Source organism: Trueperella pyogenes (genome assembly GCF_001070855.1).
In the GTDB taxonomy this organism is placed as follows: Bacteria; Actinomycetota; Actinomycetes; order Actinomycetales; family Actinomycetaceae; genus Pauljensenia; species Pauljensenia pyogenes_A.
On sequence record NZ_JVLH01000004.1, the window covers coordinates 1 to 26594 of the forward strand.

Sequence of the window (26594 nt, forward strand, 5' to 3'; positions counted from 1 at the left end):
GGCATAAAAACAAAAAACAAACACACTATCGAGTTCACAAACAACACCCCCACATTTGCAATTCACCCGAGGATGAATCTCAAAGGGGCTTTAGCGCCTTGCAACGTTTCCGTCGCCCTCAGCGCAACGAGTTATAGATTAGGCCGTTTAGAGGCTCGCCGTCAAATCAAAACACTATGACGACGAGCACACCTTTAAAAACGGCTCATCGGACAGCAACTACAGCCAGATTCCTGCGGCCCTTACGGATCAAAACCAGCCCGCCAGCCAGCAGATCATCCGCACTCAGCACTGCCTCTTCGTCTTCCACTTTGACCTTATTGACGTATGCTCCACCACCCGCGAGGGTACGACGCGCAGCACTGCGCCCCTTTTCAAGGCCGGTCTCTACAAGAGCGTCAACAAGAGTCGCCCCCAACGGAAGTTCCGCGCGCGGGAGGTCACTTGTCGCAGCAGCCAGGGTGGCCTCGTCAATCGACGAAAGATCACCGGTCCCCCACAAGGCCTCGGTCGCAGCCTGCACACGCTCAAGCTCCTCTTGACCGTGAACCAACGCAGTGACGCTGGCAGCCAATGCTTTCTGTGCAGCGCGCTGATGCGGACGCTCTGCGACCTCAACCTCAAGAGCCTCGATCTCTTCGCGCGAGAGGAAAGTAAAGATCTTCAGAAAACGAACCACATCGTCATCGGCAACCTGCAACCAGAACTGGTAGAAGGCGTAGGGGCTCATCATCTCAGGATCGAGCCAGATGGCACCGCCCTCGGACTTGCCAAACTTGGTTCCATCGGCCTTAGTAATAATGGGTGTCGTCATCACATGGGTATCGGCGCCTTCGATCTTATGGATCAGATCGACGCCACCAACCATATTGCCCCACTGATCATTCCCGCCGGTCTCAAGGGTGCAACCATAGCGACGGAAAAGTTCAAGGTAGTCATTTGCCTGAAGGATCTGGTACGAGAATTCCGTGTAGGAAATACCCTCGTCAGAGGCAATACGGCGCGCAACAATATCCTTGTTGAGCATGGTGCCAACACGGAAGTACTTACCGATCCCACGCAAGAGATCAATAGCGCTCATCTCTTGCGTCCAATCGAGGTTGTTCACCATTCGCGCTGCTGCAGGACCCTCGAAGTCAAGAAAACGAGAAATCTGCGCACGCAAGCGATCCGCCCACCCCTGGACAACTTCAGTGGGCTGGAGTTGGCGCTCGCCACTTTGACGCGGGTCGCCAATCTGGCCCGTTGCGCCACCCACGAGTGCAAGCGGACGGTGTCCCGCGAGTTGCAGGTGACGCATAACGATCAGCTGAACAAGGTGACCGTGGTGAAGTGAAGGAGCTGTCGGATCATAACCGCAATAGAAAGTGACCGGGCCCTGCGCAAAGTGAGCACGAAGTGCATCAAGATCAGTGTGCTGAGCAATCAGACCACGCCATTGGAGGTCGTCAATAATATCGGTCACGGAAATACCTTCTTCTTGTTGGAATACGTGCGCAATACAGTGTACGGGAAAAGACTCGCCTTAAAGGACGCGTCTTAGTCTTACGAGGCCGCAGATCGGTCTGCGTAGCCGGCAGCACCTAGCCGACGCGAGGCCTCATCCCCACGTCGAGGCGGGTGAAAATCAATTGATTCTGCTCGAACCTTCAGCCAGGTAGCAAAAGCCACGAAGAGAACCCAGTTACCCTCAGTGAGCAAACGAGACTCGGTGAATGACTGGACGAACATCGCCAGCATAAGAACAGCGGCGAGGACGGGAATCAGATCACTCTCAAGATCGCGAAGGGCAACACGGAAGACACGAATCATGACCCACAACACCGCGAAGGCCAAGAGCATAAGCCCGACAATGCCAGTTTGGAATAGTGCCTCGATGTAAGCGTTATGCGCCTGCATTGTTGGAGTACCATCCGGACGAACGACAAGGTTCTTGAACAGAGGCAACCACGGGGGCCACATCACAACCCATCCCCAGCCGAGAAGGGGATGCTCGGTCCACAATTCCAAAAGCTTCGCCCAAATAACACCGCGCCCAGTCATGTCAGAACTGCGTCCCAGTATCTCAGTTACCTGATCCTTCATCACAACAGCCACCAGCAGGAAACTGGCCGCAGCGGTCAAAGCCACACGAACAGCGAAACGCCGCTCATAGAACCCGAGATGACGGATGATCAAAAGGAAGACGAGTGCGCTGACGGAAACCAGCATGGCAACGAACACTGTTGCCGAACCGGTGAGAATAAGAATGCCAACGCAGGCACACACCCACAGTAAATTGCGAACATGCTGATTTCGATCCTGGATCCAGAAAACAAGCACGCACAGAAGCAGTAAGAGCGCAATAAACGCTAAAGGATTGCGGTTTCCCACGAAACCTTGAATCGGCCCTCCCTTAAACAGGGAGTCATTGATCCAGTAATAGAGCTCTGGGACTTCTTTCCAATGGCGCATATACATGGGAGGAATTCGATGGCCAACGAAGAGCGCGACCCACAACTCAAGAAGATACGACAAAACAACAACGATCTTCATCGCATCCATAAATACTTTCAGCATCTGTCGAAGCGGAAAAGCAATTGCCACAAGTATCCCAGCGGAGCTCGTGGCAAGAGTAATCAGAGCTGAGGCGAAAGTTTCAAGACGGTACTGGCTCCAAATCACCGACAGACAGCAGAGCACGATGTAGGAAGAAACAGACAGCGAAATCCTTCGTAAGGTCACACGTCGTCCGGCAGCAAAAAACACGACCCAGCATGCGACCAAAACCAAAACGGTGATGATGCCAAATCCGAGCCAACCGAATGTGTTGCGAACTCCTTGGCCCGCAAAGGCCAAGAAGAAAATCGCGACCCCCGCAATGGGCAGCAGCGACTCGGCTCGAGAGCTAACTGTTGTATTCACGCATGTCCTCAAGACAGAAAGAAATTCTAGTAGGGAGAATAGCCGCAAGAAGCCGTGCCCGCTAGCGACAGGCTAGCGGGCACGGCTGTGTTTGATGAAAACCTAAGAATCGATCGTCCTTAGAGTGCGCTCGGTTGGGATCCTCCCCCAGCCAAGGATGTCAGGTAGTCCTGAGCGTTAAGGGCGCCTTGAGCACTGGTGCAGATAATCAAGACGGTGTCGTCACCCGCGATCGTTCCCACAACGTCGTCAATGCGTGCAACGTCAAGAGCAGAACCAAGAAGGTTCGCTGCTCCAACAAGAGTGCGCAAAACCAATTGATTTCCCACGCATGTTGAAGTGACAAGGAGAGTTTGAAGCCACCGCTGAAGGCGTTCAACACTGGCTTCAGCCTCATGGGACTGCGAACCATCAGCATTGGGAACCGAGTAAATCAGCGCACCACTTCGATCGCGCATCTTTGTTGCGCGCATTTCCATGAGATCGCGAGAAAGGGTGGCCTGAGTGACTTCAATTCCTTGGCTTCCCAATGCACTGCGAAGCTGCTCTTGCGAACTAATGGTTTGGGAGACCAAAAGATTTCGAATCGCCGCGTGGCGGCCAGCCTTCGTTTGAGGTGTCGCTTCAGATGACATCAAAACCCCTTAACTACGTCCGTGAATCGACATTGACTCCACTCCCGTTGCACCAGTGTAAGCGAGAAACGGGCCGTGTGCGAAAATCTTCGCGCACACGGCCCGTTTTCTAAGCGATGCAGAAGTTAGTGATACCTCACTCCTACTTCAGTTGCTCTGCAATGGAGTCTGCCCACTGGTCAATTGCATTCCAATCACGGAAATCGCCTTCAACAGCGCCTGCAAGTCGAACAATCGCACGCTCACGCAGCGACAAGATCGAAGGATCGTACCGTCCAGCAAAGGAACGCAGTTCCTTTGCATCGACACGGGTCAGCACAGGACCGATCCTGCTGGGATCTTGCGGAACATGCTTGGGAACACCATTCATACCGACGGAGAAAGCCCACACGGGTAGCTTATGAAGCTGCTGAGCAAAACGTTCCATAAAGTCGTGAGCTTCAGGCAGCCACTGGGTCATGTACACAGCAGATCCGCAGATCACTGCATCAAAGCCATCAAGTGAGTCAACCTCTTCGGGCGACTTGCGGACAACCTCAAAACCATCGCTGGTCAGACGGCGTGCAATCGCATCCGCAACTTCAATGGTTGCACCGTGATGTGAAGCCGCTGTTACTAAAACCTTCATTAACTACTCCTTCGCGCCAATAACCACATTAATCCTAGCAAGAGGAAACTTGATCATCCGCGCAGCGTTGCTCCAAGAACCTTTCCTGTCTTGCTAACGATGTCAGCACGAACTTTTTGCACCTCATCCGGAGTCAAGGTGTGATCGCTGGCGCGAAGGCGCACAGAGAAGGCAAGAGAACGGCAACCCTCAGGAACCTGGTCGCCCTCGTAAATGTCAAAGAGGACCAGATCTTCGATCAATGCACCCGCAGCCTGGCGAATGACCTGTTCAACACGTGCTACAGGAACATTCGTCGGAACAACCAGTGCAAGGTCTTCTTTCGCTGCAGGATATGTCGAGACAGGCTTAACCTGCATGGGTTCATCGCTCATCACAGAGATCAATGCATCGACGTCAAGCTCGAGGGCGCAGGCTCGTGCAGGCAATCCAAAAGCCTTACACGCCTTCGGCGAGAGCTCACCAGCAAGGGCGAGTTCAACACAATCTTTACCCTGACGGGCGAAAATACGAGCAACCCGCCCCGGGTGCCAAGGAGCGACCTCAGCGGGATCCGTTGCAGCCTCGGGAACTCGAGGCCCCTTAAGCGTTGAGGGTTCAGCAAGCCAAGCACGCGTGACCTCGACGCGCACCCCCAATTGATCGCAGATTGAGCGCGCAACCTCGACTGCATCTGCCCAATCGAAATTACGTTGCGAATCAAGAATTCCCGCGGGTCGGGCATTACCAGCCAGTACTGCGCCAACATGCCACGGCTGGGAAGGAGTCCCTGCTTCAAGTGCTGCAAGTTGCGCGTCACTGGGACGGTGCTCTGCAGAAATCAACCCGGTGGGGACCACACCCTCGGGATGAACAACCTTTGCGATTTCGAAAATCGCAACCGAAGGGATACCGCGAGCCCAGTTGCGTGCGGCGGTATCCAGCAAGGTGTCCAGAACCGAAGTACGAAGCAGTGGCGCATCATCGGCAAGCGGATTACGCAGCTTGACAGCACGACGGCGAGGGTCATTCGCACTCAGGCCCTGCTTATCGAAAGAGTCTGAAACGAAGGGATAACTTTCCACCTCGGTAAGCCCAGCGTGGGCCAGTCCCTGGGCCACCAAACGACGTGCGCGCTGGGCAGTAGTCAAACCAGTACCTGCAGGGGCTGTCGGCAAAACCGAGGGAATACGGTCATAGCCATCCAAACGCGCAATCTCTTCCACAAAGTGTGCAGAACCCGTGAGATCAGGCCGCCATGAAGGAGGAGTCACGCGAACGCGCTGCCCATCAATATCCTCAAGGACACATCCGACCTGCTCAAGCAACTCACAAACACGCTCGGGAGCGTAGGAAACGCCAGTCAGACGCTCAGCATCGCTCAACGCAAACTCATAGCTCGTCGGCACTGGCAAAGTGTTGAGATCAAAAACTGCAGGGTCAGCCTGACCGCCACCGTATTGAACAAGCAGATCAACAGCGCGCTGCGCTGCAACCGCAGGAAGGAGCGGGTCAGTTCCACGTTCGAAACGCTTCGCTGCCTCAGAGTGCAGCTTGTGACGGCGCGAAGAACGAGCAACAGAAACCGCATCGAAGTGCGCAGCCTCGAGGAGAATATCAGTGGTCGAATCCTCGACCTCGGAATAAGCACCACCCATCACGCCGGCGATGCCCAAGAGCCGCGAGCCTTCTTCACCACTGGGCGAATCAGAAATCACCAAATCTTCGGGATCCAAAGAACGAGTGACCTCGTCCAAAGTTGTCAATTCTTCACCTGCGCGAGCACGGCGAACCACGATCGGTGCAGCAAGTGCGGATAGATCATAGGCGTGCATAGGCTGCCCCAGATCCAGCATGACGTAGTTCGTAATATCAACTGCCAGAGACAGCGAACGCATCCCTGCCATCTCCAAACGCTCAACCATCCAACGAGGAGTAGGAGCCTTGGGGTTGACACCGCGAACAATACGAGTCACAAAACGGTCAGCACCCACGCGCCCATGGATGGGAGCACTGTCAGCAACCACAACGGGGAAACCGGCCTCGTTCGCCTCGGGAACCGAAGACACAAGAGTGCCAACCATTCCAGGATCGCGGAAGGCCGCGCCCGTCGAATGTGAGAACTCACGAGCGACGCCTCGCATAGAGAAGCAGTAGCCACGGTCCGGAGTGACGTTAATTTCCAAAACCTCTTCGCCCAAGCCAAGGAAGGAAATCACGCTGTGGCCAACAGCGGGCAGCTCTGCATCGGGGAAGTCCTTCTGCAAGATGATGATGCCGTTATGGTCTTCACCCAAGCCGAGTTCGCGCGCCGAGCACATCATGCCATCAGAAACATGGCCATAGGTCTTTCGGGCAGCAATTTCAAAGGGACCGGGAAGAACCGCACCCGGAAGTGAGACAACGACATAGTCGCCAACCTCGAAATTGTGTGCGCCACAAATAATGCCTCGTGATGGGAGATCACTAGGTTCTTTACCCGTGCCGGGAGCGTCATTGTGCTCTCCAACATCAACACGGCAATAATTCACGAGCTTGCCATTGGACGCTTCAAACTCATCGCGCGTCAGAACACGCCCGACGACAAGCGGACCGCTGACACGAGCCGGGTGAATAGTCTCTTCCTCAAGCCCGACGCGAACCAGGGCAGCTGCGAGCTCCTCGGTGGTCATTGCCGGATCTGCATCGACATAGTCACGCAGCCAGCTCATTGGAACCATTGGCATGTCAGTTGCCCCTTCCCAGTCCATTAACGCCGAATTGCTCAGAGAAACGCACATCGCCCTCGACAATGTCATGCATGTCTGCGATGCCGTCTCGCAGCATCAGGGTTCGTTCGACACCAACACCGAAGGCAATACCTGTGTAAACCTCAGGATCGATACCCGTTGCTCGAAGAACATTCGGGTTGACCATTCCACAACCGCCCCATTCAATCCAGCCGGCTCCGCCCTTCTTTTGGGGGAACCACAAATCCATTTCCGCGCTGGGTTCGGTGAAGGGGAAGAACGACGGACGCAAACGCGTCTTCGCATCGGGGCCGAACATGTGACGAGCAAAGTGATCGAGCACGCCCTTAAGATGCGCCATTGTCAGACCGCGATCGATCGCTAGTCCTTCAACTTGGTGGAAGACAGGGGTGTGTGTCGCATCCAGCGCATCGGAGCGAAAGACCTTGCCGGGGCAAGCCATGTACAGAGGAACGCCTCGAGAAAGAATCGAACGCGATTGCACGGGCGATGTGTGTGTTCGCATCACCAAGTGGCCATCTTCTTCATTTTCACCACCGACGCTGCGACCATCAATGTAGAGCGTGTCCTGCATTTGGCGCGCGGGGTGATCGATATCGAAATTCAAAGAATCGAAGTTGAACCACTCGTGTTCAATTTCCGGTCCCTCTGCAATCTGCCATCCCATTCCGACGAAGAAATCCGAAATCTCTTCCATGATCGTTTCCAGGGGATGACGTGCACCTTGACGCTCGCGCGCGGTAGGAATGGTGACGTCTACAGCTTCGCTCACCAAGACCTGCGCGTCATGGCGTTCCTGAAGGAGCTCCTGACGCTCCTCCAATGCCTGGGTAATGCGCGAGCGGGCACCTCCCAAAAGACGACCAGCAACGCCTCGATCTTTCGGATCCAATTGCCCGATTCCACGGTTTGCCTGGACAAGAGCAGCTGAGTCTCCCATAAATTCCAGGCGAACTGCTTTCAATTCATCGAGGGTTTCGGTATGAGCAATAGCTGAAGTTGCTTGAGTAACGAGCTCTTCAATTGCCTGCTCATCCAAGGGATTGAGGCCACCAGCGGTGCCGGTCATGTCCTACTCTCCTATGATTGGTGTCAGCATTTTTCCTCGTCAAAATACGAGGGTTTTCTTCATTGTAGGTCAACAGCTTCTTCTGGCTGGAACGAAGCCGTAGTGCGGACTAGGCTCATAGGGCAACGAAAGGAAAAGAATGACGGGTTACCTCGCTGACGATTCAGCGCCTCGCACGGATGCTTCGCCCTCCCCTTCTCAGGCTTCCCAAGGCCCTCTAGACAAGAAACGGATCCGTATTCAGCACCTTCAGGCAGCAAAAGAGCAGGGCGTTAAGATTTCGATGTTAACGGCCTATGACGCACTCACTGCCTCGATTTTTGATCAGGCCGGGATCGATATGATCTTGGTGGGAGATTCACTGGGCAACGTTGTTCTGGGATATTCCTCGACGCTACCGGTCACTATTGAGGACATGGAACGCGCCACTTCCTCCGTTGCACGGGCAAGTAAACGTGCTTTCATCGTCGCGGACCTCCCCTTTGGCAGTTACGAGGCCTCCCCCGCCCACGCCCTTACAAACGCAGTCCGCCTGATGAAGGCAGGTGCACACGCTGTCAAGCTCGAAGGCGGTGCGCAGCGCGCCGAGACCGTCAAGCTCTTGACCGAGGCGGGTATTCCGGTCGTGGCACACCTGGGCTACACCCCTCAATCTGAAAACGCTTTGGGTGGGCCTCGCGTTCAAGGACGCGGCGAAGGTGCACAGATCCTTGCGCGCGATGCCCATGCATTAGCTAACGCAGGCGCTTTCGCAGTCGTCTTTGAAATGGTCCCTGAACCGATAGCCACTCAACTGAGTCAGGAACTTTCGATCATTACGATTGGAATCGGTGCGGGCCCACACACCGACGGGCAGGTTTTGGTCTGGTCGGATATGGCCGGTATGACCTCGTGGTCGCCTTCCTTTGCACGCCGTTTCGCGCAGATCGGTCAAGAACTCCACTCCGCGACACAAAGCTATATCTCCTGTGTTCGCGACGGCTCATTCCCCTCAACCGAGAATTACCGAACAAACTAAGGACTACACCGCAATGTCGCACTCAACTGGTGCCGAGCGCGCCCCGCTTGGCAATCTCAAACCTGGGATAATTTCTCCGCGTCGTCCTGTCCCGGCACACATTGATCGTCCGGAATACATGTACCACTCGGGTCCAGAAGTAATCACTGCCTCTGATATCAAGACACCGGAAACCATTGAGAAAATCCGCAAAGCCGGCCAAATCGCAGCACAGGCTCTCCAAGCAGTGGGGGAAGCAATTCGTCCTGGGGTAACCACTGACGAATTGGATCGTATCGGCCACGATTTCATTATTTCGCGCGATGCCTACCCCTCATGCTTGGGGTACATGGGATTTCCGAAGTCCCTGTGCACCTCAATCAACGAAGTAATCTGCCACGGTATCCCCGATGATCGTCCCCTTGAAGATGGCGACATTATCAATGTCGACATCACCGCTTATTACGACGGCGTGCATGGAGATACATGCGCGATGTTCGAAGTCGGGACCGTTGATGAAGAGTCCCATCTTCTGATCGAGCGTACACGTGAAGCGATGATGCGCGGCATCAAGGCTGTTCGCCCTGGTCGAGAGATCAATGTAATTGGCAGGGTTATTGAATCCTACGCACATCGTTTCAACTACGGTGTTGTTCGTGACTACACCGGACACGGTGTCGGCGAGGCCTTTCACTCAGGTTTGATTGTCCCCCACTACGACACTGCCCCCGCACACAGCGAAATCATGGAAGAAGGCATGGTTTTCACCATTGAGCCCATGCTGAATCTGGGCGGAGTTGAATGGGAACAATGGGATGATCAGTGGACAGTCGTGACAAAAGATCGCGGCCGCTCTGCACAGTTCGAGCACACAATCGTTGTCACAGAAAACGGCGCTGAAATCCTGACGCTTCCATAATTCTGGCGTGAATTTTAACGATCCGATAAAGACGGTTATCCTTAGAGAAAAGGCCTTCGAAGGAGAACAACATGACACTTGCATGTGGAATTGATATTGGCGGTTCAGGTGTCAAGGGTGCCCTTGTTGATCTTGAAACAGGGACCTACTCCTGCGAAAGCGTAGTGATCGAAACCCCGGCCCCGGCGACTCCAGATTCAGTTGCACAGGTCTGCGGTGAGCTTCTGCACCAGCTCGGCGTCACCGATGATATTCCCGTCGGGATCACCTTCCCCGCGCCAATTATTCATGGACGAGTTCCCTTTATGGCGAATCTTGATCCATCATGGGCAGGAATCGATGTTGTCGAGCTCATGGATCGCCACTTGGGGCGAACCATCGTTGCTCTAAATGATGCCGATGCCGCCGGATTAGGCGAAGCGATCTACGGTGCCGCTAAAGATGTTCCCGGAGTTGTCATTGTCACCACTCTTGGAACAGGAATCGGATCGGCCATCATCAATGATGGTGTCTTAATTCCAAATTCAGAACTTGGTCACCTTGAGATTGACGGCCACGATGCCGAAACTCAAGCTTCTGCAGGTCAGAAGACCGCGCAGAAACTGGATTGGGTCACATGGGCAGGGCGCCTCCAGCGCTACTACTCGCACGTTGAGATGCTCTTCTCCCCCGACCTTTTCGTTATCGGTGGCGGAGTGAGTGCTAATCACGAGAAGTTCCTCCCCCTGCTGAACCTCCGTACCCCCGTTGTCCCCGCAAAGCTACGTAATACCGCCGGTATTGTTGGTGCGGCTTACGAGGCCGCGCGCGCAGCTCATAAGTAAACGGGCACTCATCGACTGGCAAATAAACTAAAAGGTGTGGCCGCTCGGGTTAACGAGCGGCCACACTTGCATGACAGCCAACCTGTACGCCGGGTTCTGTTCTACGTATTCGTAGTGGCGACCATCTATCTAGGACCACCGTTGCCGATGGTCTCAAGCAACCTACCCGCAGACAGCGAAGGGGCACCTCTTAACGTCTGCTGCTCGGTCTTGCTCCGGATGGGGTTTACCTAGCCGATACGGTCACCCGTATCGCTGGTGAGCTCTTGCCTCACCGTTTCACCCTTACTGCTCTATGCAGCGGTTTGTTTTCTGTGGCACTAGCCCGCGAGTCACCTCGGGTGGCTGTTAGCCACCATCCTGCCCTGTGGAGCCCGGACGTTCCTCGAGACAAAAGCCGCGCGGCCGCCCAGTCGACTGGCATGCACAGGGAATTTTAGCGCGTTTCCCACTAGTGTGGAGGCGTGGAAATTTGGCTGCCCCCATCTGAAGGAAAGAACCCGCCTGGAGAAGGTCCATCTCTTAGCCTCTCAGCACTCTCTTTCCCGTCTTTGACAGATACGCGTAAAAAGATCATCGACGCCTGTGCACAAATCACTGATGAAGAACAGGCGCATCAGATCTTCAATGCCAGTCTTCGTCACTCAGCAGAAATTGAGGCCAACCAAGTGCTGATGTCCCAAAGCTGCGCACCGGCCTCGGCAGTTTTTAACGGCGTACTATTCGACGCCCTTACCGCCCAAGAACCCCGTGCATGGACAGGGGAAGGAAGCCAACACATCACGATCTTCTCAGGACTATTTGGTGCGCTGAAGCCAACTGACCTCATTCCTTTACACCGCCTTGCGATGGGAACAAAGCTCCCCGCGCTTGGAAACGTCACCTCCTTGTGGAAGTCAGTCTTGGGCAGCGCGCTCGCAGAAGATTATTCTGGAAAGCTCGTTCTTGATTGCCGCTCAAGTGACTACAAGCAGGCCTGTCTGGCGCCGTGGGCACACCTGTGGGAAGTTCGCGTTGAACGCCTGCGAAACGGCAAACGTTCCGTTGTCTCTCACAACGCGAAAAAATGGCGCGGAATGCTCAGCGGGGCATTAGCTTTGCGATGCAGCGGGATTGAAGACACTAGCGATTTGGAAGATGCCTTAGCCGAAGTGACACCAACGCTACGATCTCACGATGCACGAGGCACCATAAGCCATGTGAAAGAAATCGAAGTCTCCCCCGCAAAAACGACTTTCCAGGGCGGCAGTGCGCGTACTCTCACGCTGGTAACAGTCGAGGACTGAGGGATCTAGATTCACTAAAAGATCTAGGCCCGGGTCCTCACAACGATCTGACCGGTTTCCTCGGCAAAGTAGAGTTCATCGGCGGGAGTCAGGCGAATACGCTCAAGTTCCATGGGAGAGAGCTCTGCAAAGCCCATTGGGTTCCCATCACGAACTTCGATCACCGCGAGCGCTCCATTCTTTGAACGTGCGCTCTCATATTCGTCAAGAAGCTCGGGATCAATCTGGCCAGCACGTTCACGACGCTGGGCAATCACGCCACGAAGCTCATCATCAAGCTGAGCGACCTCTTCAAGGAAGCGGGCCTTAGTTGCTTCGATATCCGCCTCAATAGCCTGAGCTTCCGCATTCATCTGCTCACGGGCGGCACGTGCTGATTCCGTGCGCTCTTCAGCAGCGAGTTGCTCTTCTTCTAAGCGGGCAATACGCGAATCCATCTGAGCGATTTCATGTTGCATCGAATTAATATCACGCAGGGGAACCTGGTTCTTTTCGATACGTTCGTTCTGGCGATCCCGGCGAGCCTTAACACGTTGGATCTCATCCTCGATCCGGGCCACCTCACGTTCGCAGTCTGAAATAACGGCTCCTTGCGTAACCGCAGCACGCTGCAGGTCAGCAAGACGTCCAGCAAGCTCTCGAACTGTCTCATGTGCCGGATGAGCCTGGCGACGGTGGCGCAGGGCAGATTCTTTCTGGTCTAGCTTTTGTAGCTCAAGCAGGACAAGTTGCTGAGGATGAGGCGCTTTCACAGGTAACTTCCCTCCGTATCCAAATGTAGGCTCCAAGGTTCTGTGACAATGGTAGAGACTTTCACCTCACAGGTGATAGCCAAGCGGCGTGCTTCTTCCCTCAGTTTCTGTGCGAGGACAGGAAGCCACAGGCTTTCCGTTGCCCAATGACTGGCACAAATCAGACTGCAGCCACCATCCTCAAGGAATTCGCTGGCCGGATGATGACGTAGATCAGCGGTGATAAAAACGTCAGCGTTACTGGCACGTACAGCATCAAACATCGAGTCTCCAGCACCGGGACTAACCGCTACACGTCGAACCACACCGTCGAGATCTCCTCCGACCAAGAGGCCCGTTGGTCCTTTCGGCATCACCCGCGCAACCGTATAAGCGAACTCACGCAAAGGTGTTGGCTTGATGGAGCCAATCCTTCCCAAACCGATCGCTTGACCATCAGCATTCACGCCTTCGGGTGAAAGTACTTCGATATCGCTGAGCTCTAGTGCCTGCGCACAGGCCTGCGCAACGCCATCTTGTGCGACGTCACCATTGGTATGAGCATTAAAAAGCGCAATCTCATGGCGATTCAGCGCGGAGATGATTCGTCCCTTCGCACTTTCGTGATTAAGGAAGGATGCCCCTCTCAGCAGTAGGGGGTGGTGAGTGATGATCATATTTGCACCCCACTGCAGAGCTTCCTCGACCACTGCCTGGGTGGGATCTAGCGCAAGAAGAATTCGATCAACCTGAGCCTGTGGCGCTCCGGTAATTAATCCGACCTTGTCCCATCCATGGGCACTTTCAGGCGGATACCACTGATTCATCAGCGAACGAACGTCACCAACATTCCACTTCGTCATAGCTTTAGTGTAGCCGGGTGACTGACAGGTCACACCGATAGGACGAATGTCCCACTCACTAACCAAGACACAGGAATTACCCACAACTAAAATTGAGGGGTGCGGATTTTAAACCTCATCCCTAGCGGACTCACCGATTATTCGGCCGTGAATGACTTCCAACATACTCTTCACGACCAAGTGGCCTCAGGACAGGCCGAAGACACTCTGATCGTCGCCGAGTTCGCACCCGCGTGGACTGCGGGACGTCACACAAAACCTGAAGATATCCCGGACTCAACTGTGCCCATCATCCACGTCGACAGGGCAGGATCCGCCACCTGGCATGGCCCCGGACAAGTTGTTATCTACCCGATTGTTCGCTTGCGAGAACCAGTGGACCTCTACGCTTGGATCCGAAGCGTAGAAAATGGCGTTCTGCAAACCCTACGAAAAGAGTGGGGACTTCCCGTCGAACGAATCGAAGGAAGAGCCGGAGTCTGGCTGCGCGGATCTCAAGGTAGAGATCGAAAGATCTGCGCGATCGGCCTCAAAGTTGCACGCGGCGCCACCATGCACGGAATCGCCCTGAACGTGGCGATCGATCCTGCACATGCATTTAGCGGAATCATCCCTTGCGGCTTAACTGATGCCGACGTTGCTTCACTCTCATGGGAAGGGATCTACTCAGATGTGCCTCATGCTGCTCATCTGCTTGTCCCCCATTTGATCCAGTCCATTACCCCTCAATTAGCCACGCACCCAGAGCCAATTCACTGGGAAGAAGCCCCCGCTGGCGCATTCGCACCGACGGCCTCGTCGGAATCACAGTCGGAAGGACCCACGCAATGAGCACCCTGCCTGATCCCGAAGGACGCAAGCTGCTGCGCGTTGAAGTTCGCAACGCACAAACCCCGATCGAGCACAAGCCTGAATGGATTCGCACAACTGCTCGCGCTGGTGAGAACTACCAGGACATGCGTTCTCTTGCACGCGGCGCAGGGCTGCATACAGTGTGCGCAGAGGCCGGCTGCCCCAATATTTACGAATGCTGGGAAGACCGCGAGGCAACCTTCCTACTCGGCGGAGCAATCTGCACACGCCGCTGCGATTTTTGCGATATCGCCACCGGTCGCCCCACAGAATACGACCGCGATGAGCCACGACGTATCGCTGAATCGGTCGCACAGATGGGACTTCGCTATGCAACCATCACCGGCGTCACCCGAGATGACCTTCCCGATGGCGCAGCATGGCTCTACGCAGAGACAACGCGCCAAATCCGTGCCAAGAGCCCAGGTACTGGTATTGAGTTACTCGTCGACGACTTCCGCGGCTCGAACGAGGCCATCGACATGGTCATTGAAGCTGCACCCCAAGTTTTTGCCCACAATCTTGAAACTGTCCCGCGAATCTTTAAGAAAATTCGCCCAGCTTTCCGTTACGAGCGTTCCCTCGCGATGATCCAGCGCGCCCACGATGGCGGAATGGTCACCAAATCGAATCTGATTCTTGGTATGGGTGAAACTCGAGAAGAAATTATCGAGGCCATGCGTGACCTTCATGAATCCGGCTGTGATCTTCTCACGCTCACGCAGTATCTGCGCCCCTCACCCCTGCATCACCCGATCGACCGTTGGGTGCACCCGGAAGAATTCATCGAGCTTTCTGCTGAAGCTGAGGCTATGGGCTTTGCCGGAGTCATGGCAGGCCCACTCGTGCGTTCCTCGTACCGCGCGGGATTGTTGTGGGCAAAGGGAATGCGCGCCCGAGGCTTCGAGATCCCCGCACATCTGGCACATATTGAAAACTCGGGATCGACCCTGCAGGAAGCTGGATCGGTGCTCGACCGTTTGAAGAAGCGACAGGAACTCCATCGTTCAATGGCTGCCGCGCAATCTGCACAATGACAGAGCAAGAAACGAGCGACGTGAAGACGCCCAATCTCTCCCCCGCTCATGCATTGCTTGCTGCCGCGTATCAACGTCCAGATCGCCCAAGTCTGATCGACGCTTCAAGCGGACGCAGCCTGTCGGTTGAAGAAAGCGCGAGGCTAACCCGCGGACTCGCATGGTATTTCCATTCCCTAGGAATTCGGAGCGAAGACCGCATTGTTGTGTGCGCTCCAAATAGCATCTGGCACTTCATTGTTCACGCAGCAGCATCGTGGATCCATGCGGTCACTGTTCCCCTCTCACCGTTGCTTCCCGACAAGCAACGGCAAGAAATTTACGAGCTCGTCTCCCCCGCACTGATCATCAGCACCGACGGGCATCCCGTTGATGGCGTTTCGGCGCTTCCTCTCTCCCTCATTGAAGAACGTGCATCAGAGACCGCCAATCAAATCCCCGCCGGATGGGAGCCTTTGACATGCTACGAGCAGACTGCCGCTTTGGTTTTCACCTCCGGCACCTCAGGGAAAATGCGCGCAGCTCAGCTCAGCCACGCAAATCTATGGTGGGCATCTCAGTGCTTTAGGGATGGTTTCGAGTACTCACCTGGCTCTGCAATCTGCGGAGTCGTCGCACCGCTGTCACATATCGGGGGTTTCAACGGAACCTCAATGGATATCTTCACTCACGGTGGAACCGTAGTTGTTTTTTCCTCTTTCCAGCCGCTCTCAGTGGTACGAGGTATTGAGAAATGGCGGATTTCGATCATGTTTGTCGTACCCGCTATGTGCCACATGCTGCTGAACGCAGCTTATGAAAATAACGTGGATTTAAGCTCATGGACACACCCCCTAGTAGGCGGCGATGCAATGGGCGAATCACTGTATTCGAAGATGCGCGAGGCCGCGCTTTCCCCTATTCATGTTTGGGGGATGACAGAGCTTGGCGGAGCTGGAACTTTTCTTAGCCCCGAGGCCTGGCAGCATCATCCCGGAGCCATCGGCTATTCCTTCCCCTACATTGAGTTGCGTCTGGTTGATCCTCAAGGAAACCCCATTGACGAGGCCGGGCACAGCGGCTCCATTGAAGTGCGCGGTCCCGGGGTGGCAGCATGCTACTGGGGTGACGAGCCACGCCACCCGGATGAGTGGTTTTCAACCTCAGATATTGGTGTTTTTGATTCAGACATGTGCCTCCACATCCTTGGTCGCGCATCACGAGTTATTAACACCGGCGGTGAGCTCGTCTCCCCCATTCGCGTTGAAGAAGCTCTTCGCACTCTTGAATCAGTTGCTGACTGCTGCGTGCTCGGACTGAAGAATGAAATCTGGGGACAGATCGTTGCAGCAGCCTTAATCCCCGCTTCTGATCAGCGCCCGTCATTGCGCGAATTACGTCAAGAGTTAAACGAGGCCTTGGCGCCTTGGCAGCATCCCCGGAGCATTGTCTGGGTTGATGTGCTCCCCCAAACGACAACTGGGAAAGTCGATATTTCCAAGGTATCGCGGTTATTTGAATAAAAGCTACGTGTAGAGAAAATGTGGGGTGCAGACGGATGTCTGCACCCCACAACGCATAAAGCGGCTCTTCAGAGTTGAGTGTGGGTGACCGGGTGTTGGTCGGGGGTTGCGGGCGATTCGCTGGGCGATCCGTCAGTTACGTTTCGAGGGAGCCGCCATTGCAGGATTGGCTCGACAACTGGCAACTACGTGGAACACCGTGTGGTCCCATATCAAGCCGTGTCTGCAATCCGCATCTGATGACCCCACCCGTTTCACAGGGGTGTGCAGGTACTGGGAGTCGATGAGCACGTGTGGCACCACCAGGACCGAAGCCGCCGGGGCCCACGTGAACTCACCGGTATCGTGGACCTGACACGCGGGAAGGATCATCCCACGGCCCGCCTGTTGGACCTGATCCCAGGAAGGTCTGGCACCGTGTACAAGAACTGGCTGGCCGAGCGCGGCGAACAGTTTCGCTCCGGTATCCAGATCGCGACGCTGGATCCCTTCCAGGGATATAAGAACGCCATCGACGATCAACTCCAAGACGCAACCAGCGTGCTCGATGCCTTTCACATCCTCAAGCTCGCTGGCGACGCCCCAGGTGAGGTGCGTCGCCGCGTCCAGGAAGACACGACCGGTCACCGCGGGCGCAAGGGTGATCCCCTCTATCAGATCCGGCTTCTCCTGCGCGCCTCGCATGATCGGCTCACGAAGCGTCAACAAGAACGACTCCGCGCAGCCTTCACGGCAGATGAAGCGCATATCAGTGTCGAAGTCGCCTACCTTCACCGGGCAAGTGCGCGAGGTCTTCCACCAAGCCACACCCGTCCAAGGCCAACGCCTGGCCACACACCTCATTGAACACCTACCAACGTGGCCCATCCCCGAAATCACTCGCCTGGGCCGGACCCTACGCAAGTGGAAGGACGCCTTCTTGGCCTACCTCGACACAGGCGGAGCCAGCAACGGCCCCACCGAAGCCATCAACGGACATTATCGAACTAGGCAGACGCACCGCCAGAGGCTACCGCAACCCCACCAACTACAAACTCCGAATGCTCCTCATCGCAGGAGGCTTAGACGCCTCCACCCACACTCAACTCTGAAGAGCCGGAAATCTACTACCGTAAGCAATAAACTTTCGTAATGAAAGACAAGGGAGCCAGGTGAAGGAAGAAAAACGTGATTTTATTAATTAAAAGCAGCATCATTGGCATCAAAGCAACCCTCGGAAGGGTGCCTATCGCTTTAAGGCCCAGCCTGGTTTATATAATTCTTGTACTGGTGTCAACGATTCCGCTGCGGCTGCTACATTTCCCTGCTGGATCGACAGAAAGGATGATTCAGCTCGGGTTTCCTATACTTATGTATTTCATCCTAGCCCCGGTACTGGCAGCAATGAGCATCAGACAAGAAGACTTATCAAGGCGGAACCTTCCTGCCTTGATTGTAGCTGGCGTGATACTGTTTTTATGTATTCCAATCAGCCGATTAGCGTACTTCGCCTTTTGGGAGAACCAGTATTTCACTTTTTCGGCCATTATTGTAACTGTAGTTCCTTTTGTTGTGACTGTTGTGGCGACCTTAACAAAGATTGGCGACCTTAATAAAGATTAAAGTCGCCACAACAAAGGTGCAGTAGTTAGCGGCTAAAGATGAAGCTAGCTAGCGCTTTGCAGCAGGCGGTTATCACGTCTGAATCCGGAGCTTCAGATGCAAGCGGATCACGAAATATTGCGTCACTCCATGTCGTATTATCCTCGAACTCGGTAGCTGCGTTCCCTTCTTGTTTGGCACCCACACTCAACTCTGAAGAGCCCATAAAGCGATCACTCACTGGCCGATACTTAGCCCTTGACGCCTCCTGCCTCAACTCCCTTGAAGAAGTACTTCTGTGCAAAGGCAAAGAGAATGATCAAGGGGATCAAAGCAATCATTGTTCCAGCCGCAACGACGCGTTGGTCTGTACCAAATGATGACTGAAGATACTGCATACCAACCGTCAAGGTGTACTTTTCGGGCTCGTTCAAAACAACCAATGGCCACAGGAAGTCATCCCACGCACCGATAAAGGACATGAGCGCCACAACCGATGCCATACCTTTGACATTTGGCCACACGATGTGGCGTAGACGCTGGTATGTGGTTGCGCCGTCAATTGCTGCTGCATCCAGAATCGAATTTGGGATGGCGCGTGCTGCGGTGTACATCAACAACACATTCATCGCCGAAATTGCCCCCGGAAGGAAGACCCCGACGAGGCTGTTCGCAGCGCCCAAAGACTTAATGGTGAGATACTGAGAAGTCAGCGTCACTTCACCGGGAAGCAGCAGGGTTGACAGCATGATTGCCATGAACAGCCCCTTGCCCCTGAACTTCATCTGTGCAAAGGCATAACCAGCAAAGGTCGAGAAGACGACATTTGTCAGCACTGTTCCAATACCAACAAGAAGCGAGTGCCACGCGTAGCTAATAACGGGGACAGTGCGTAAAACCTCTGAGTAATTATCCAGCGTTGGGTTACTGGGGATCAGGCTGGGAGGGAACGCATAAATATCATCCCCAGGCCCTTTGAGGGAGGTTGAAAGTTCCCAAAGGAAGGGGCCAACAGTGATAACGAAACAGAAAAGTAACAGCAGATAACGACCGATAAAACCGGGAAGCGTTGGCTTGTCAAAACCTGCTTCTCCACGTCGCCTCCACGGAAGCTCACGTCTGGGGGTTTCACTTCGAGTATTCACGGTTGCGGTACTCATTGCCTGATCCCCTCCGTGTTTGATGCGCATGCCTCGGCAAGTTCTTCGCGTCCAACGTGAACATTCGTCTCCTTCAGAGATGATTGTTCCTTAAGCCTTAATTCATGAGCCTTCTGTGCCGCCTTGGACTTCTTTCGCAGGCGAAGAGCAGCACGGATTTCAGGTCCCTGATTAATCCACGCAACCAGCAAGAGAGGACCAATAGTCAGGAAGAAGAGAGCTACCGACAGTGCGGAAGCATAGCCAAGATTTCCGCGGAGTCCCTTTCCGGTTGCTTGAATCAACATCACAATTGACTGAGCTTGACCGCCTGGCCCACCAGATCCATTGGTCAGCACGTAAATCTCAGAGAAGATTCGCATTGCCGAGACCGTAATGAGCGCTGAGATCAGCAACATTGCTGGCTTGACGGCAGGGACGGTCACGGTCCAGAAACGACGCCATGCACCCGCACCATCCAGTGCGGCAGCCTCGTGTAGTTCCTTATTCACGCCGGCAAGAGCCGCAAGATACACGACCATGTAGTAGCCGAGGCCCTTCCACACTGTCAGCGACGTTGACGACAGAAGAATGAGCCAGCGATCAACGAGGAAGTTAATCGAGTGGTCCGTCATTCCGACGAATTGAAGCGATTGGTTAATAAGACCCTTCGAGTCAAACAGCCAGGACCAGATGATACCGACCACCACGACCGAGGCGATGACCGGGAAGTAATAGCTCGTCCGGAAAATAGAAATTCCGGGAACCTTCTTCTCAACCAGTAGCGCAAGAAGAAGGGGCAGGAAAGTCAGTAGGGGGACACAGACCAGAACGTAAACCAGTGAAGTCGTCAGAGCGTAACCAAAGCGCTCATCACTAAAGAGAGTGACAAAATTCGTCAGCCCAATAAATTTGGCAGGCTTGAGCGGGCGCGCATCAGTAAATGCAAGAACAACGGTGTTCAAGAAGGGCCAGATGGAAAATACCAAGACCCAAATGACTGCCGGCGCAAGCAGAAGATAGGGAGTTAGCCTCGAATGGGATTTCATGTGTTGTTCCTCCTTATCCCAAAGGAAGTCGGTACACAGTGCCGCCACTGATAACAAGAGCGGCGGGGACGGTGGTGTTGGGAGAAGCTAGCTCCCAACACCACCAAGTGATCAGAGAATCACTTTGCCAGGTTGTCGTTGCAGTACTTGACTGCCTTTTCAAGGGCGTCCTTCGAGGAGATTTCACCCTTCACAGCAAGAGCAAGCTGCTGCTTGACGTAGGTACCCATCTCGTCGGTGAACTGCAGCGGAGACTGTTCAACGGTGTTGGGCAGTTCCTTTGCGGCCAGCTCAGTAGCCTTCTTCTGCAGGTCAAGAGAGACAACAGAGGTGAAAGCCTCGGGCTTCTCGTTACCGGCCTTGGTTCCGGGGAAGAAGCCCTGAGCGATCTTGACGAACTCAACCTGGTTCTTCGTATTGGTCACGTACTGCGCGAACTTCACGGCAGCGGCCTGGTTCTTAGAGTTCTTCGCAACCGAGATACCTTGGATGAACACCGGTGCGTGGCCGATGCGCGGGGTAACCTCGGTCTGATCGATCAGAGAAGGAGCATCTGCCTTAAGCGCGGATGCGAAGCCAGCTGAACCGGTGGTCCAGGTGCTCTTGCCCTGCTTGTAGAGTGCTGCATTGCCCTGGTAGTCAGCGTTCAGCGCCTCGGCGGGCATTGCGCCATCCTTGTAGGCCTTCTGGAACTGGTCGATGATCTTGGCAGCTTCATCGGTGTTGAAGACGAACTTGCCGTCCTTGTAGATATCAATACCAGCAGCCGAGAAGGTACCAATATCGGGAACGGAGGAGATCATCTTGACCTCGCCGTTGCTGGCCTTAGCGACATCTGAGGCCATCGAGAAGAGTTCCTCGAGGGTGGTCGGAAGCTTAGAGGTGTCGATGCCCACTTCCTTCATCTTGCCGACGTTGTACCAGTTCAGATCGGTACCCAAGTACCAGGGGTATCCATAGTGGCCCTCGATGCCCGGGAACTGGTAGGACTTCGCAGCACTTTCGACATACTCGGAGACCTTCGCACCTTCAACCTTGTCGAGGTCGACAAGAAGTCCGGTGTCGGCAAGCTTGTATGCAAATCCCGGGGGCAGATTCAGGACGTCGGGGAGCTCACCGGAGTTAGCTTGCTGGAGGATCTTGTCCTCGTAGCCATCACCGGGCTGATCAATCCACTTGACCTTGATGTCGGGGTTCTCAGCCTCGAAGTCCTTCACCAACTGTTCGAAGTAGGGGGTGAAACGATCGTTCTTCAGTGACCAAGTCTGGAAGGAAATCTCAGTAGTGCCGCCTGCTGAGCTAGAAGCACTGGAGGTGGAGCTTGCACCGGATCCGCCGGTGCAAGCGGCGAGGCTGAACGCCGCAGCAAGTGCGACACCAGTCACGATAGTGCGCGTCTTACGCATGGTCTTCTCCTTCGAAGGTTTTTTCGTTGAACGCTGTGGAATTAGGAATCCCACGTTGAGAGGAAAATATTCTTCTCCTCGTTCTTGCTCTCACCCAAAGAGCGATAACAAGAACGATTCAATTCGATACGCCGGACATCGCCCGCTAATGCGAGTTCCATCCAGCGATCGAAATATTCGTGCCGAGCGTCGGTATCGACGCGCGTCCACTCCTGTGCAGTCAGGGGGAGGGACGAACGTTGCTCACCGCGAGCTCGCACATCCGCCCAACGCTGAGCAGCACGATGGAAGGCCTCTCCAATGGGTTTTGGATTGCCATCCTGTCCCAACAGTCCCAAGGAATGCTCGAGTGCCGGGAAATCCGAAAGCTCACGGGAGACATCGTGGGAGCACCACCAGGTGACTCCTTCGAGGCCTGGCGATACTCCGCCGCCTCGTTCTCCCATGAGAATGTCTACGGTGTCAGTGAGGAACTGCGGAGCCTCTTCGGGATCCACGTAGTTCTCAGGCGCACCGATTTCTTGAAGCCATACTCCACGCGCGGGGTCCTCGGCCCACGCAGCTGCGAGTTCGCACAGGTAACGGGCAAACCACACGAGCTGCGGGGCACGAGCACCAAGACGCGGACCAACCCGACCAAAAATCCATGAATGGACAGTGGTCAGATCTCCCAATGACGTGGCCATTTGGGGAGAAAAAGGCTGGTCGTTTTCAAACCATAGATCGTCATCATGACTGTGGGTGTGAACACCTTCGGGCCATTCTTCACGGGCCGTACCGAGCATTTGCTCCAACCAGCGTCCTGCCTTTTCCTCAGTTACTTTGTGAGGAAAAGGATGACGCGATGCGGCAAATTGGAAGAACTCATTGCCAATCGACAAGCCACTAGCGGCGGGGATACCACGCAGAGCCTGAGCCATCTCGCTGACCAGATTGCGTTCTGCTTGAACGACATCCGGGTCAGTGAAGAGATTGCGTCGATGCCAAGAGGTGACCCATGAAGGCAGGAAGTCAAAAGATGAGAGGTGTCCCTGAAGGACGTCCACAGTCACCTCAAGACCGCACTCCCCCGCAATTTCAACCACGGTTGCAACATCTTCAATTGCCTTTGGGCGAATGAGACTGCGATTGGGTTGAAGTAGCGGCCACAGCGGGAAGATCCTCACGTGGTCAGCACCGATAGCACGGATCGCGTGGAAATCATCCCGCACGGCCTCGGAATCAAAATCCAACCACGAATGGAACCATCCCTGCCGCGGGGTGTAGTTCACACCGAACTTCATGACGACTCACCTATTCACTTCGCGAAGGAAACCCGCAGCGTAGTGATCTGGAAGGCAGACAGATCGAAGCTCCACTCCCCCTGGCCACCGCGGAGCTCGGGTTCGCTTTCGCTCGGACGGTAACGCAGATCGCAAGCGGTAACAGAGCCAGCCTTGGGGGCACGGAAGGTGACGCGAGAGGGCCCACCTTCGGCCTCGTACAGGCGGATCACAAGGTCACCACTGCGGTCAGGAGCCAAGGCAACAGATTCAACGACCGCACCATCGACACTGAAAGGAGCATCGACGGGGGCGCCGTTGATCTCTCGCTCACCCAGGTTAATCTGCTGACCGGCAGCGACTGCCTCGAGAACCGAGGCGTCGGGAACGATCCTGAAATTCCACTGGTGGTGTCCCTGATCCTGATCGGGATCGGGGAATCGAGCCGACTTCACCAAGGTTGCGCGCACCTGCGACCATGTACCGCGCCTGTCGTTTTGGTGACGCGTGACATCCCACCCATAGGTGGCATCGTTTGCGATCGCCCACGAACGCGAGGCATTTTCCAAGCGGACCCAGCGGTGAGCAGAAACCTCAAAGCGGTAGGCATCCCACGAGGTATTCTCATGGGTCGGACGGGTAATGTAGCCCATCTGCGTTTCGTACTGGGCATGATCGGTGTGGAGTTCAACCGGGATCGAAAGCTTGAGAAGCTTTTCGTGCTCGTGCCAATCGGCCTCAACATGGAAGTCAATTGCTTTGCTTCCCGAGGTGAAAATCCAGACCAGCTCCATGCTGGAAGAATCAATACGCGCGGTGGAATGAATCTCTACCCGATCATGTTCAACGACGACATTGGACACTGAACGGTCAGTGACAACACGCAGGGAGTTGCGGTAGAAGGGATCCAAATCCCAAGCGTCCCACATATTCGGGAAGTCCTGATGAATATGGAATTCTCCTGCCTTTTGACCAGCGGGGATCCATTCACGATCAGATTCAATTTCTCGCAGCGAGGTCAGTTCGCCACTTGTAGAAACACGCGCCTTGAAGAAGGCGTTCGTAATTTCGTAGCCATCGTCAACCTGGAGCAGGTGAACACCCTGGGAGTCCTTTTCTTCCACAGGAGCAGCAACCGACAGGGGTGCAGTTCCATGAAGCGAGAAGGAGGAGGCATTGGCAAGCAGTTCCCCGCTCTGACCGTCCTTACTTGATGCGGTAAGAACCGTGAGCGCCTTCTGAATGAGCGCTTCACAGCCTTCACGAATCTGCTTATGAAGCTCACGGACTTCGCGGTAGACCCAAGCGATAGATGTTCCGGGAAGGATGTCGTGGAACTGGCAGAGCAAGAGGGTACGCCAGTAGGAACGAAGCTCCTCGTAGGGGTAATCCATCAAGCCTTGAATCGCCGCGTAGGAACACCACAGTTCGGTCTCGCGCAGGATTGATTCGCCTCGGCGGTTCCCTTGCTTCGCATCAATCTGCGAGGTGAAGGTACCGCGGTGCAGCTCAAGGTAGAGTTCACCGACCCACACCGGGATCTGGTCAGCGTCTTCCAGCGCCCGATCAAAGAACTGCTTGGGAGTTTCCATCACGACTTCAGGCGCGCCGCGGAGAGAGCGGAAGCGGTCAATGCGTTCAAGCATTTCACGGGTGGGGCCGCCACCGCCGTCACCATAGCCGAAGGGCATGAGGGAAACACTTGCGTGTCCCTTGTCCTTGAAGTTTTCGACGGCGTGAGTGAGGTTTTGGCCGGTAACTTCCGCACCGTAGGTGTCCATCGGCGGGAAGTGCGTAAAGATTCGCGATCCATCAATGCCTTCCCACAACAGAGTGTGGTGCGGGAAGGTATTGACCTGGTTCCATGAAATCTTTTGCGTCAGGAAGCGTTCAATTCCGGCTTCTCGGGCGATTTGAGGAAGTGCGGCAGAATAGCCGAAGGAGTCAGGAAGCCAGATTTCTTGGCACGAGGCGCCAAGTTCATTTTCAAAGAAGTCCAAGCCCTCAACCAACTGACGGCACATTGCCTCGCCGCCGGGAAGAACAGCATCCGGTTCGACCCACATTCCGCCTACGGGAACGATTCGGCCCTTTGCGACGAGCTCGCGGACGCGTTCGAAAAGTTCGGGGTCGTCTTCCTTAAGCCAAGCCACATGCTGAGCAGCGGGGAGAGCGAAGATTAAGGAAGAACCATCCTCGATAAGACGGACAACGTTGGCAAGAGTCCTGTTGACCTTGCGACGTGTTTCGCGCAGCGGCCACAGCCATGCAGAGTCAATGTGTGCATGGCCAACAGCGCTGATTCGGTGCGCTCCGGGGTAAGCAGCAGCCTCCATAAAAGGCTTAAGAACTTCACGTGCTGCGCCGGCAGTTGCAACCACATCGTCAAGATCAAGGCAATCGAGCGCACGATTGAGTCCCAGCAGGACATCCCATTCATGATCGCCAAAGTGAGGCGTCGCCTCGATCATCTCGTGCAGAACTTGAATATCAAGTGCCAGTCCGTAGACATCTTCGTTCACGACGACAAGGTCTGCTTGGCGGAAGTGGTACAGCTCCTCGTGCGAAGCCGTGAGCTTGTCGCCATCGTGAGTGGGCTGGAAGGGAGGAATGCCCAAAAGCAAGGGATTAGCCGCTGCCTCAATGACGTAGTCGATGTCGCTTCCGGCTTCTTGTGCGACAGGAAGCCATCGGCTTCGAGGGTTCAGGGCCTTGACAGTCTTTCCCGACGGATCCCTTACCAGTGCTTCGGCGTGGAAACCTACAGAGTGTTCTTCGAATCCCAGATCGATTCGAAGCTCAAGACGCTGACCTTGCGAAAGTTCCAAGTCGCTGGGAACTTGCCCGTGGAGCTTGAACCACGTTGTCTGCCACGCTCCGCCCCATGTCTGCCCTAATTCAAAAGGAGTGAAGTCAGCTTTCATGGCCTGTGCAAAACGAACTGGCTCCGAGATGACACCATCTTCTAAAGGCTGGCGCCACTGAGTGACATGCAGTGAAGAAATCTTCGTGTACTCACGCGGAAGGATTCGTTCCTTCAATGTGCGTGTCACACGCTGCATGAGGATTTCTTTATTATCGTGCATCACGTCTCCGTCTTCTGCAGCACCTCTACTTCGAGGCACTGCGTTCAGAATAACAACTAATCCGGTTTAGTACGAGGTAAACTTGTAACAATCCG

The 26594-nt window shown here is 54.8% G+C and carries 22 protein-coding genes, 1 other RNA gene and 1 pseudogene; 10 read left to right on the forward strand and 14 right to left on the reverse strand.

Translation table 11 applies throughout. The features are described 5' to 3' along the window. A partial coding sequence (locus ADG72_RS08730; RefSeq protein WP_204372710.1) for a hypothetical protein occupies positions 1 to 180 on the forward strand: 180 nt, incomplete at its 5' end. Positions 181 to 205: 25 nt separating this feature from the next. On the opposite strand, the gene tyrS is transcribed toward ADG72_RS08730, so the two are convergent. The 6 genes from tyrS to pheS all read right to left on the reverse strand — a co-directional run bounded on the left by tyrS (position 206) and on the right by pheS (position 7965). Then, complete coding sequence (gene tyrS, locus ADG72_RS00985; RefSeq protein ID WP_048711519.1) at positions 206 to 1465, reverse strand: tyrosine--tRNA ligase; 1260 nt, start codon at positions 1463 to 1465, stop codon at positions 206 to 208. Positions 1466 to 1545: 80 nt separating this feature from the next. Beyond that, positions 1546 to 2904, reverse strand: coding sequence for an O-antigen ligase family protein (locus ADG72_RS00990; protein ID WP_048711521.1), 1359 nt, complete (start codon positions 2902 to 2904; stop codon positions 1546 to 1548). Between the two features lie 119 nt (positions 2905 to 3023). After that, positions 3024 to 3539 (reverse strand): arginine repressor, encoded by a 516-nt coding sequence (gene argR / locus ADG72_RS00995; protein ID WP_048711522.1) that lies wholly within the window; start codon positions 3537 to 3539, stop codon positions 3024 to 3026. Between the two features lie 142 nt (positions 3540 to 3681). Next, on the reverse strand, positions 3682 to 4167 hold the full coding sequence (locus ADG72_RS01000) for a flavodoxin domain-containing protein (RefSeq protein WP_048711524.1): 486 nt from the start codon (positions 4165 to 4167) through the stop codon (positions 3682 to 3684). Positions 4168 to 4220: 53 nt separating this feature from the next. Next, positions 4221 to 6872 carry a phenylalanine--tRNA ligase subunit beta gene (pheT, locus tag ADG72_RS01005; protein WP_048711525.1) on the reverse strand — a complete coding sequence of 884 codons (2652 nt, stop codon included), beginning with the start codon at positions 6870 to 6872 and terminating at the stop codon, positions 4221 to 4223. Between the two features lies 1 nt (position 6873). After that, positions 6874 to 7965 carry a phenylalanine--tRNA ligase subunit alpha gene (gene pheS, locus ADG72_RS01010; RefSeq protein ID WP_048711527.1) on the reverse strand — a complete coding sequence of 364 codons (1092 nt, stop codon included), beginning with the start codon at positions 7963 to 7965 and terminating at the stop codon, positions 6874 to 6876. 139 nt (positions 7966 to 8104) lie between these two features. Here pheS and panB point away from each other — a divergent pair, with 139 nt between their 5' ends. From panB to ppgK, 3 genes are all read left to right on the forward strand, one after another. Further along, positions 8105 to 8983 carry a 3-methyl-2-oxobutanoate hydroxymethyltransferase gene (gene panB / locus ADG72_RS01015; RefSeq protein ID WP_048711529.1) on the forward strand — a complete coding sequence of 293 codons (879 nt, stop codon included), beginning with the start codon at positions 8105 to 8107 and terminating at the stop codon, positions 8981 to 8983. Positions 8984 to 8996: 13 nt separating this feature from the next. Continuing rightward, positions 8997 to 9881, forward strand: coding sequence for a type I methionyl aminopeptidase (map, locus tag ADG72_RS01020; protein ID WP_048711531.1), 885 nt, complete (start codon positions 8997 to 8999; stop codon positions 9879 to 9881). A 71-nt stretch (positions 9882 to 9952) separates the two neighbouring features. Continuing rightward, complete coding sequence (gene ppgK / locus ADG72_RS01025) at positions 9953 to 10705, forward strand: polyphosphate--glucose phosphotransferase (RefSeq protein ID WP_019127044.1); 753 nt, start codon at positions 9953 to 9955, stop codon at positions 10703 to 10705. A gap of 69 nt (positions 10706 to 10774) precedes the next feature. Here the strand turns inward: ppgK and rnpB are convergent. Continuing rightward, positions 10775 to 11126, reverse strand: an RNA gene (gene rnpB, locus ADG72_RS08415) — RNase P RNA component class A. A gap of 43 nt (positions 11127 to 11169) precedes the next feature. Here rnpB and ADG72_RS01030 point away from each other — a divergent pair. Next, a complete protein-coding gene (locus ADG72_RS01030; protein WP_048711533.1) occupies positions 11170 to 11991 on the forward strand; it encodes a YaaA family protein in 822 nt (273 codons plus the stop codon). 23 nt (positions 11992 to 12014) lie between these two features. Here ADG72_RS01030 and ADG72_RS01035 read toward each other — a convergent pair whose 3' ends face one another. Both ADG72_RS01035 and ADG72_RS01040 read right to left on the reverse strand, forming a co-directional pair. Further along, positions 12015 to 12743 (reverse strand): zinc ribbon domain-containing protein, encoded by a 729-nt coding sequence (locus ADG72_RS01035; protein WP_009748106.1) that lies wholly within the window; start codon positions 12741 to 12743, stop codon positions 12015 to 12017. Further along, on the reverse strand, positions 12740 to 13585 hold the full coding sequence (locus ADG72_RS01040) for a Nif3-like dinuclear metal center hexameric protein (RefSeq protein ID WP_048711619.1): 846 nt from the start codon (positions 13583 to 13585) through the stop codon (positions 12740 to 12742). Before ADG72_RS01040 ends, ADG72_RS01035 begins: the two co-directional genes overlap by 4 nt. A gap of 99 nt (positions 13586 to 13684) precedes the next feature. Between ADG72_RS01040 and lipB the strand changes: the two genes are divergently transcribed. From lipB to ADG72_RS01065, 5 genes and pseudogenes are all read left to right on the forward strand, one after another. Next, positions 13685 to 14416, forward strand: coding sequence for a lipoyl(octanoyl) transferase LipB (lipB, locus tag ADG72_RS01045; RefSeq protein ID WP_048711537.1), 732 nt, complete (start codon positions 13685 to 13687; stop codon positions 14414 to 14416). Next, complete coding sequence (gene lipA, locus ADG72_RS01050) at positions 14413 to 15474, forward strand: lipoyl synthase (protein ID WP_048711538.1); 1062 nt, start codon at positions 14413 to 14415, stop codon at positions 15472 to 15474. The genes lipB and lipA overlap by 4 nt, the downstream gene beginning before the upstream one ends. A gap of 20 nt (positions 15475 to 15494) precedes the next feature. Continuing rightward, positions 15495 to 16976 (forward strand): class I adenylate-forming enzyme family protein, encoded by a 1482-nt coding sequence (locus tag ADG72_RS01055; protein ID WP_239667612.1) that lies wholly within the window; start codon positions 15495 to 15497, stop codon positions 16974 to 16976. Between the two features lie 103 nt (positions 16977 to 17079). Further along, positions 17080 to 18067 (forward strand): annotated as a pseudogene (locus tag ADG72_RS08490) (ISL3 family transposase); the annotation flags it as partial. Between the two features lie 76 nt (positions 18068 to 18143). Further along, entirely contained in the window at positions 18144 to 18578 is a 435-nt protein-coding gene (locus ADG72_RS01065) for a hypothetical protein (protein WP_048711540.1), read from the forward strand. A 230-nt stretch (positions 18579 to 18808) separates the two neighbouring features. Here ADG72_RS01065 and ADG72_RS01070 read toward each other — a convergent pair whose 3' ends face one another. The 5 genes from ADG72_RS01070 to ADG72_RS01090 all read right to left on the reverse strand — a co-directional run bounded on the left by ADG72_RS01070 (position 18809) and on the right by ADG72_RS01090 (position 26499). Next, positions 18809 to 19717 (reverse strand): carbohydrate ABC transporter permease, encoded by a 909-nt coding sequence (locus tag ADG72_RS01070; protein WP_048711541.1) that lies wholly within the window; start codon positions 19715 to 19717, stop codon positions 18809 to 18811. Continuing rightward, positions 19714 to 20745, reverse strand: coding sequence for a carbohydrate ABC transporter permease (locus ADG72_RS01075; protein ID WP_048711542.1), 1032 nt, complete (start codon positions 20743 to 20745; stop codon positions 19714 to 19716). Before ADG72_RS01075 ends, ADG72_RS01070 begins: the two co-directional genes overlap by 4 nt. Positions 20746 to 20864: 119 nt before the next feature. Further along, positions 20865 to 22151, reverse strand: coding sequence for an ABC transporter substrate-binding protein (locus ADG72_RS01080; RefSeq protein ID WP_048711543.1), 1287 nt, complete (start codon positions 22149 to 22151; stop codon positions 20865 to 20867). A 41-nt stretch (positions 22152 to 22192) separates the two neighbouring features. Beyond that, complete coding sequence (locus ADG72_RS01085) at positions 22193 to 23434, reverse strand: glycoside hydrolase 5 family protein (protein WP_048711545.1); 1242 nt, start codon at positions 23432 to 23434, stop codon at positions 22193 to 22195. 14 nt (positions 23435 to 23448) lie between these two features. Beyond that, positions 23449 to 26499: an alpha-mannosidase gene (locus ADG72_RS01090; protein WP_048711547.1), complete on the reverse strand. Its 3051-nt coding sequence runs from the start codon at positions 26497 to 26499 to the stop codon at positions 23449 to 23451. Positions 26500 to 26594: the final 95 nt, after the last annotated feature.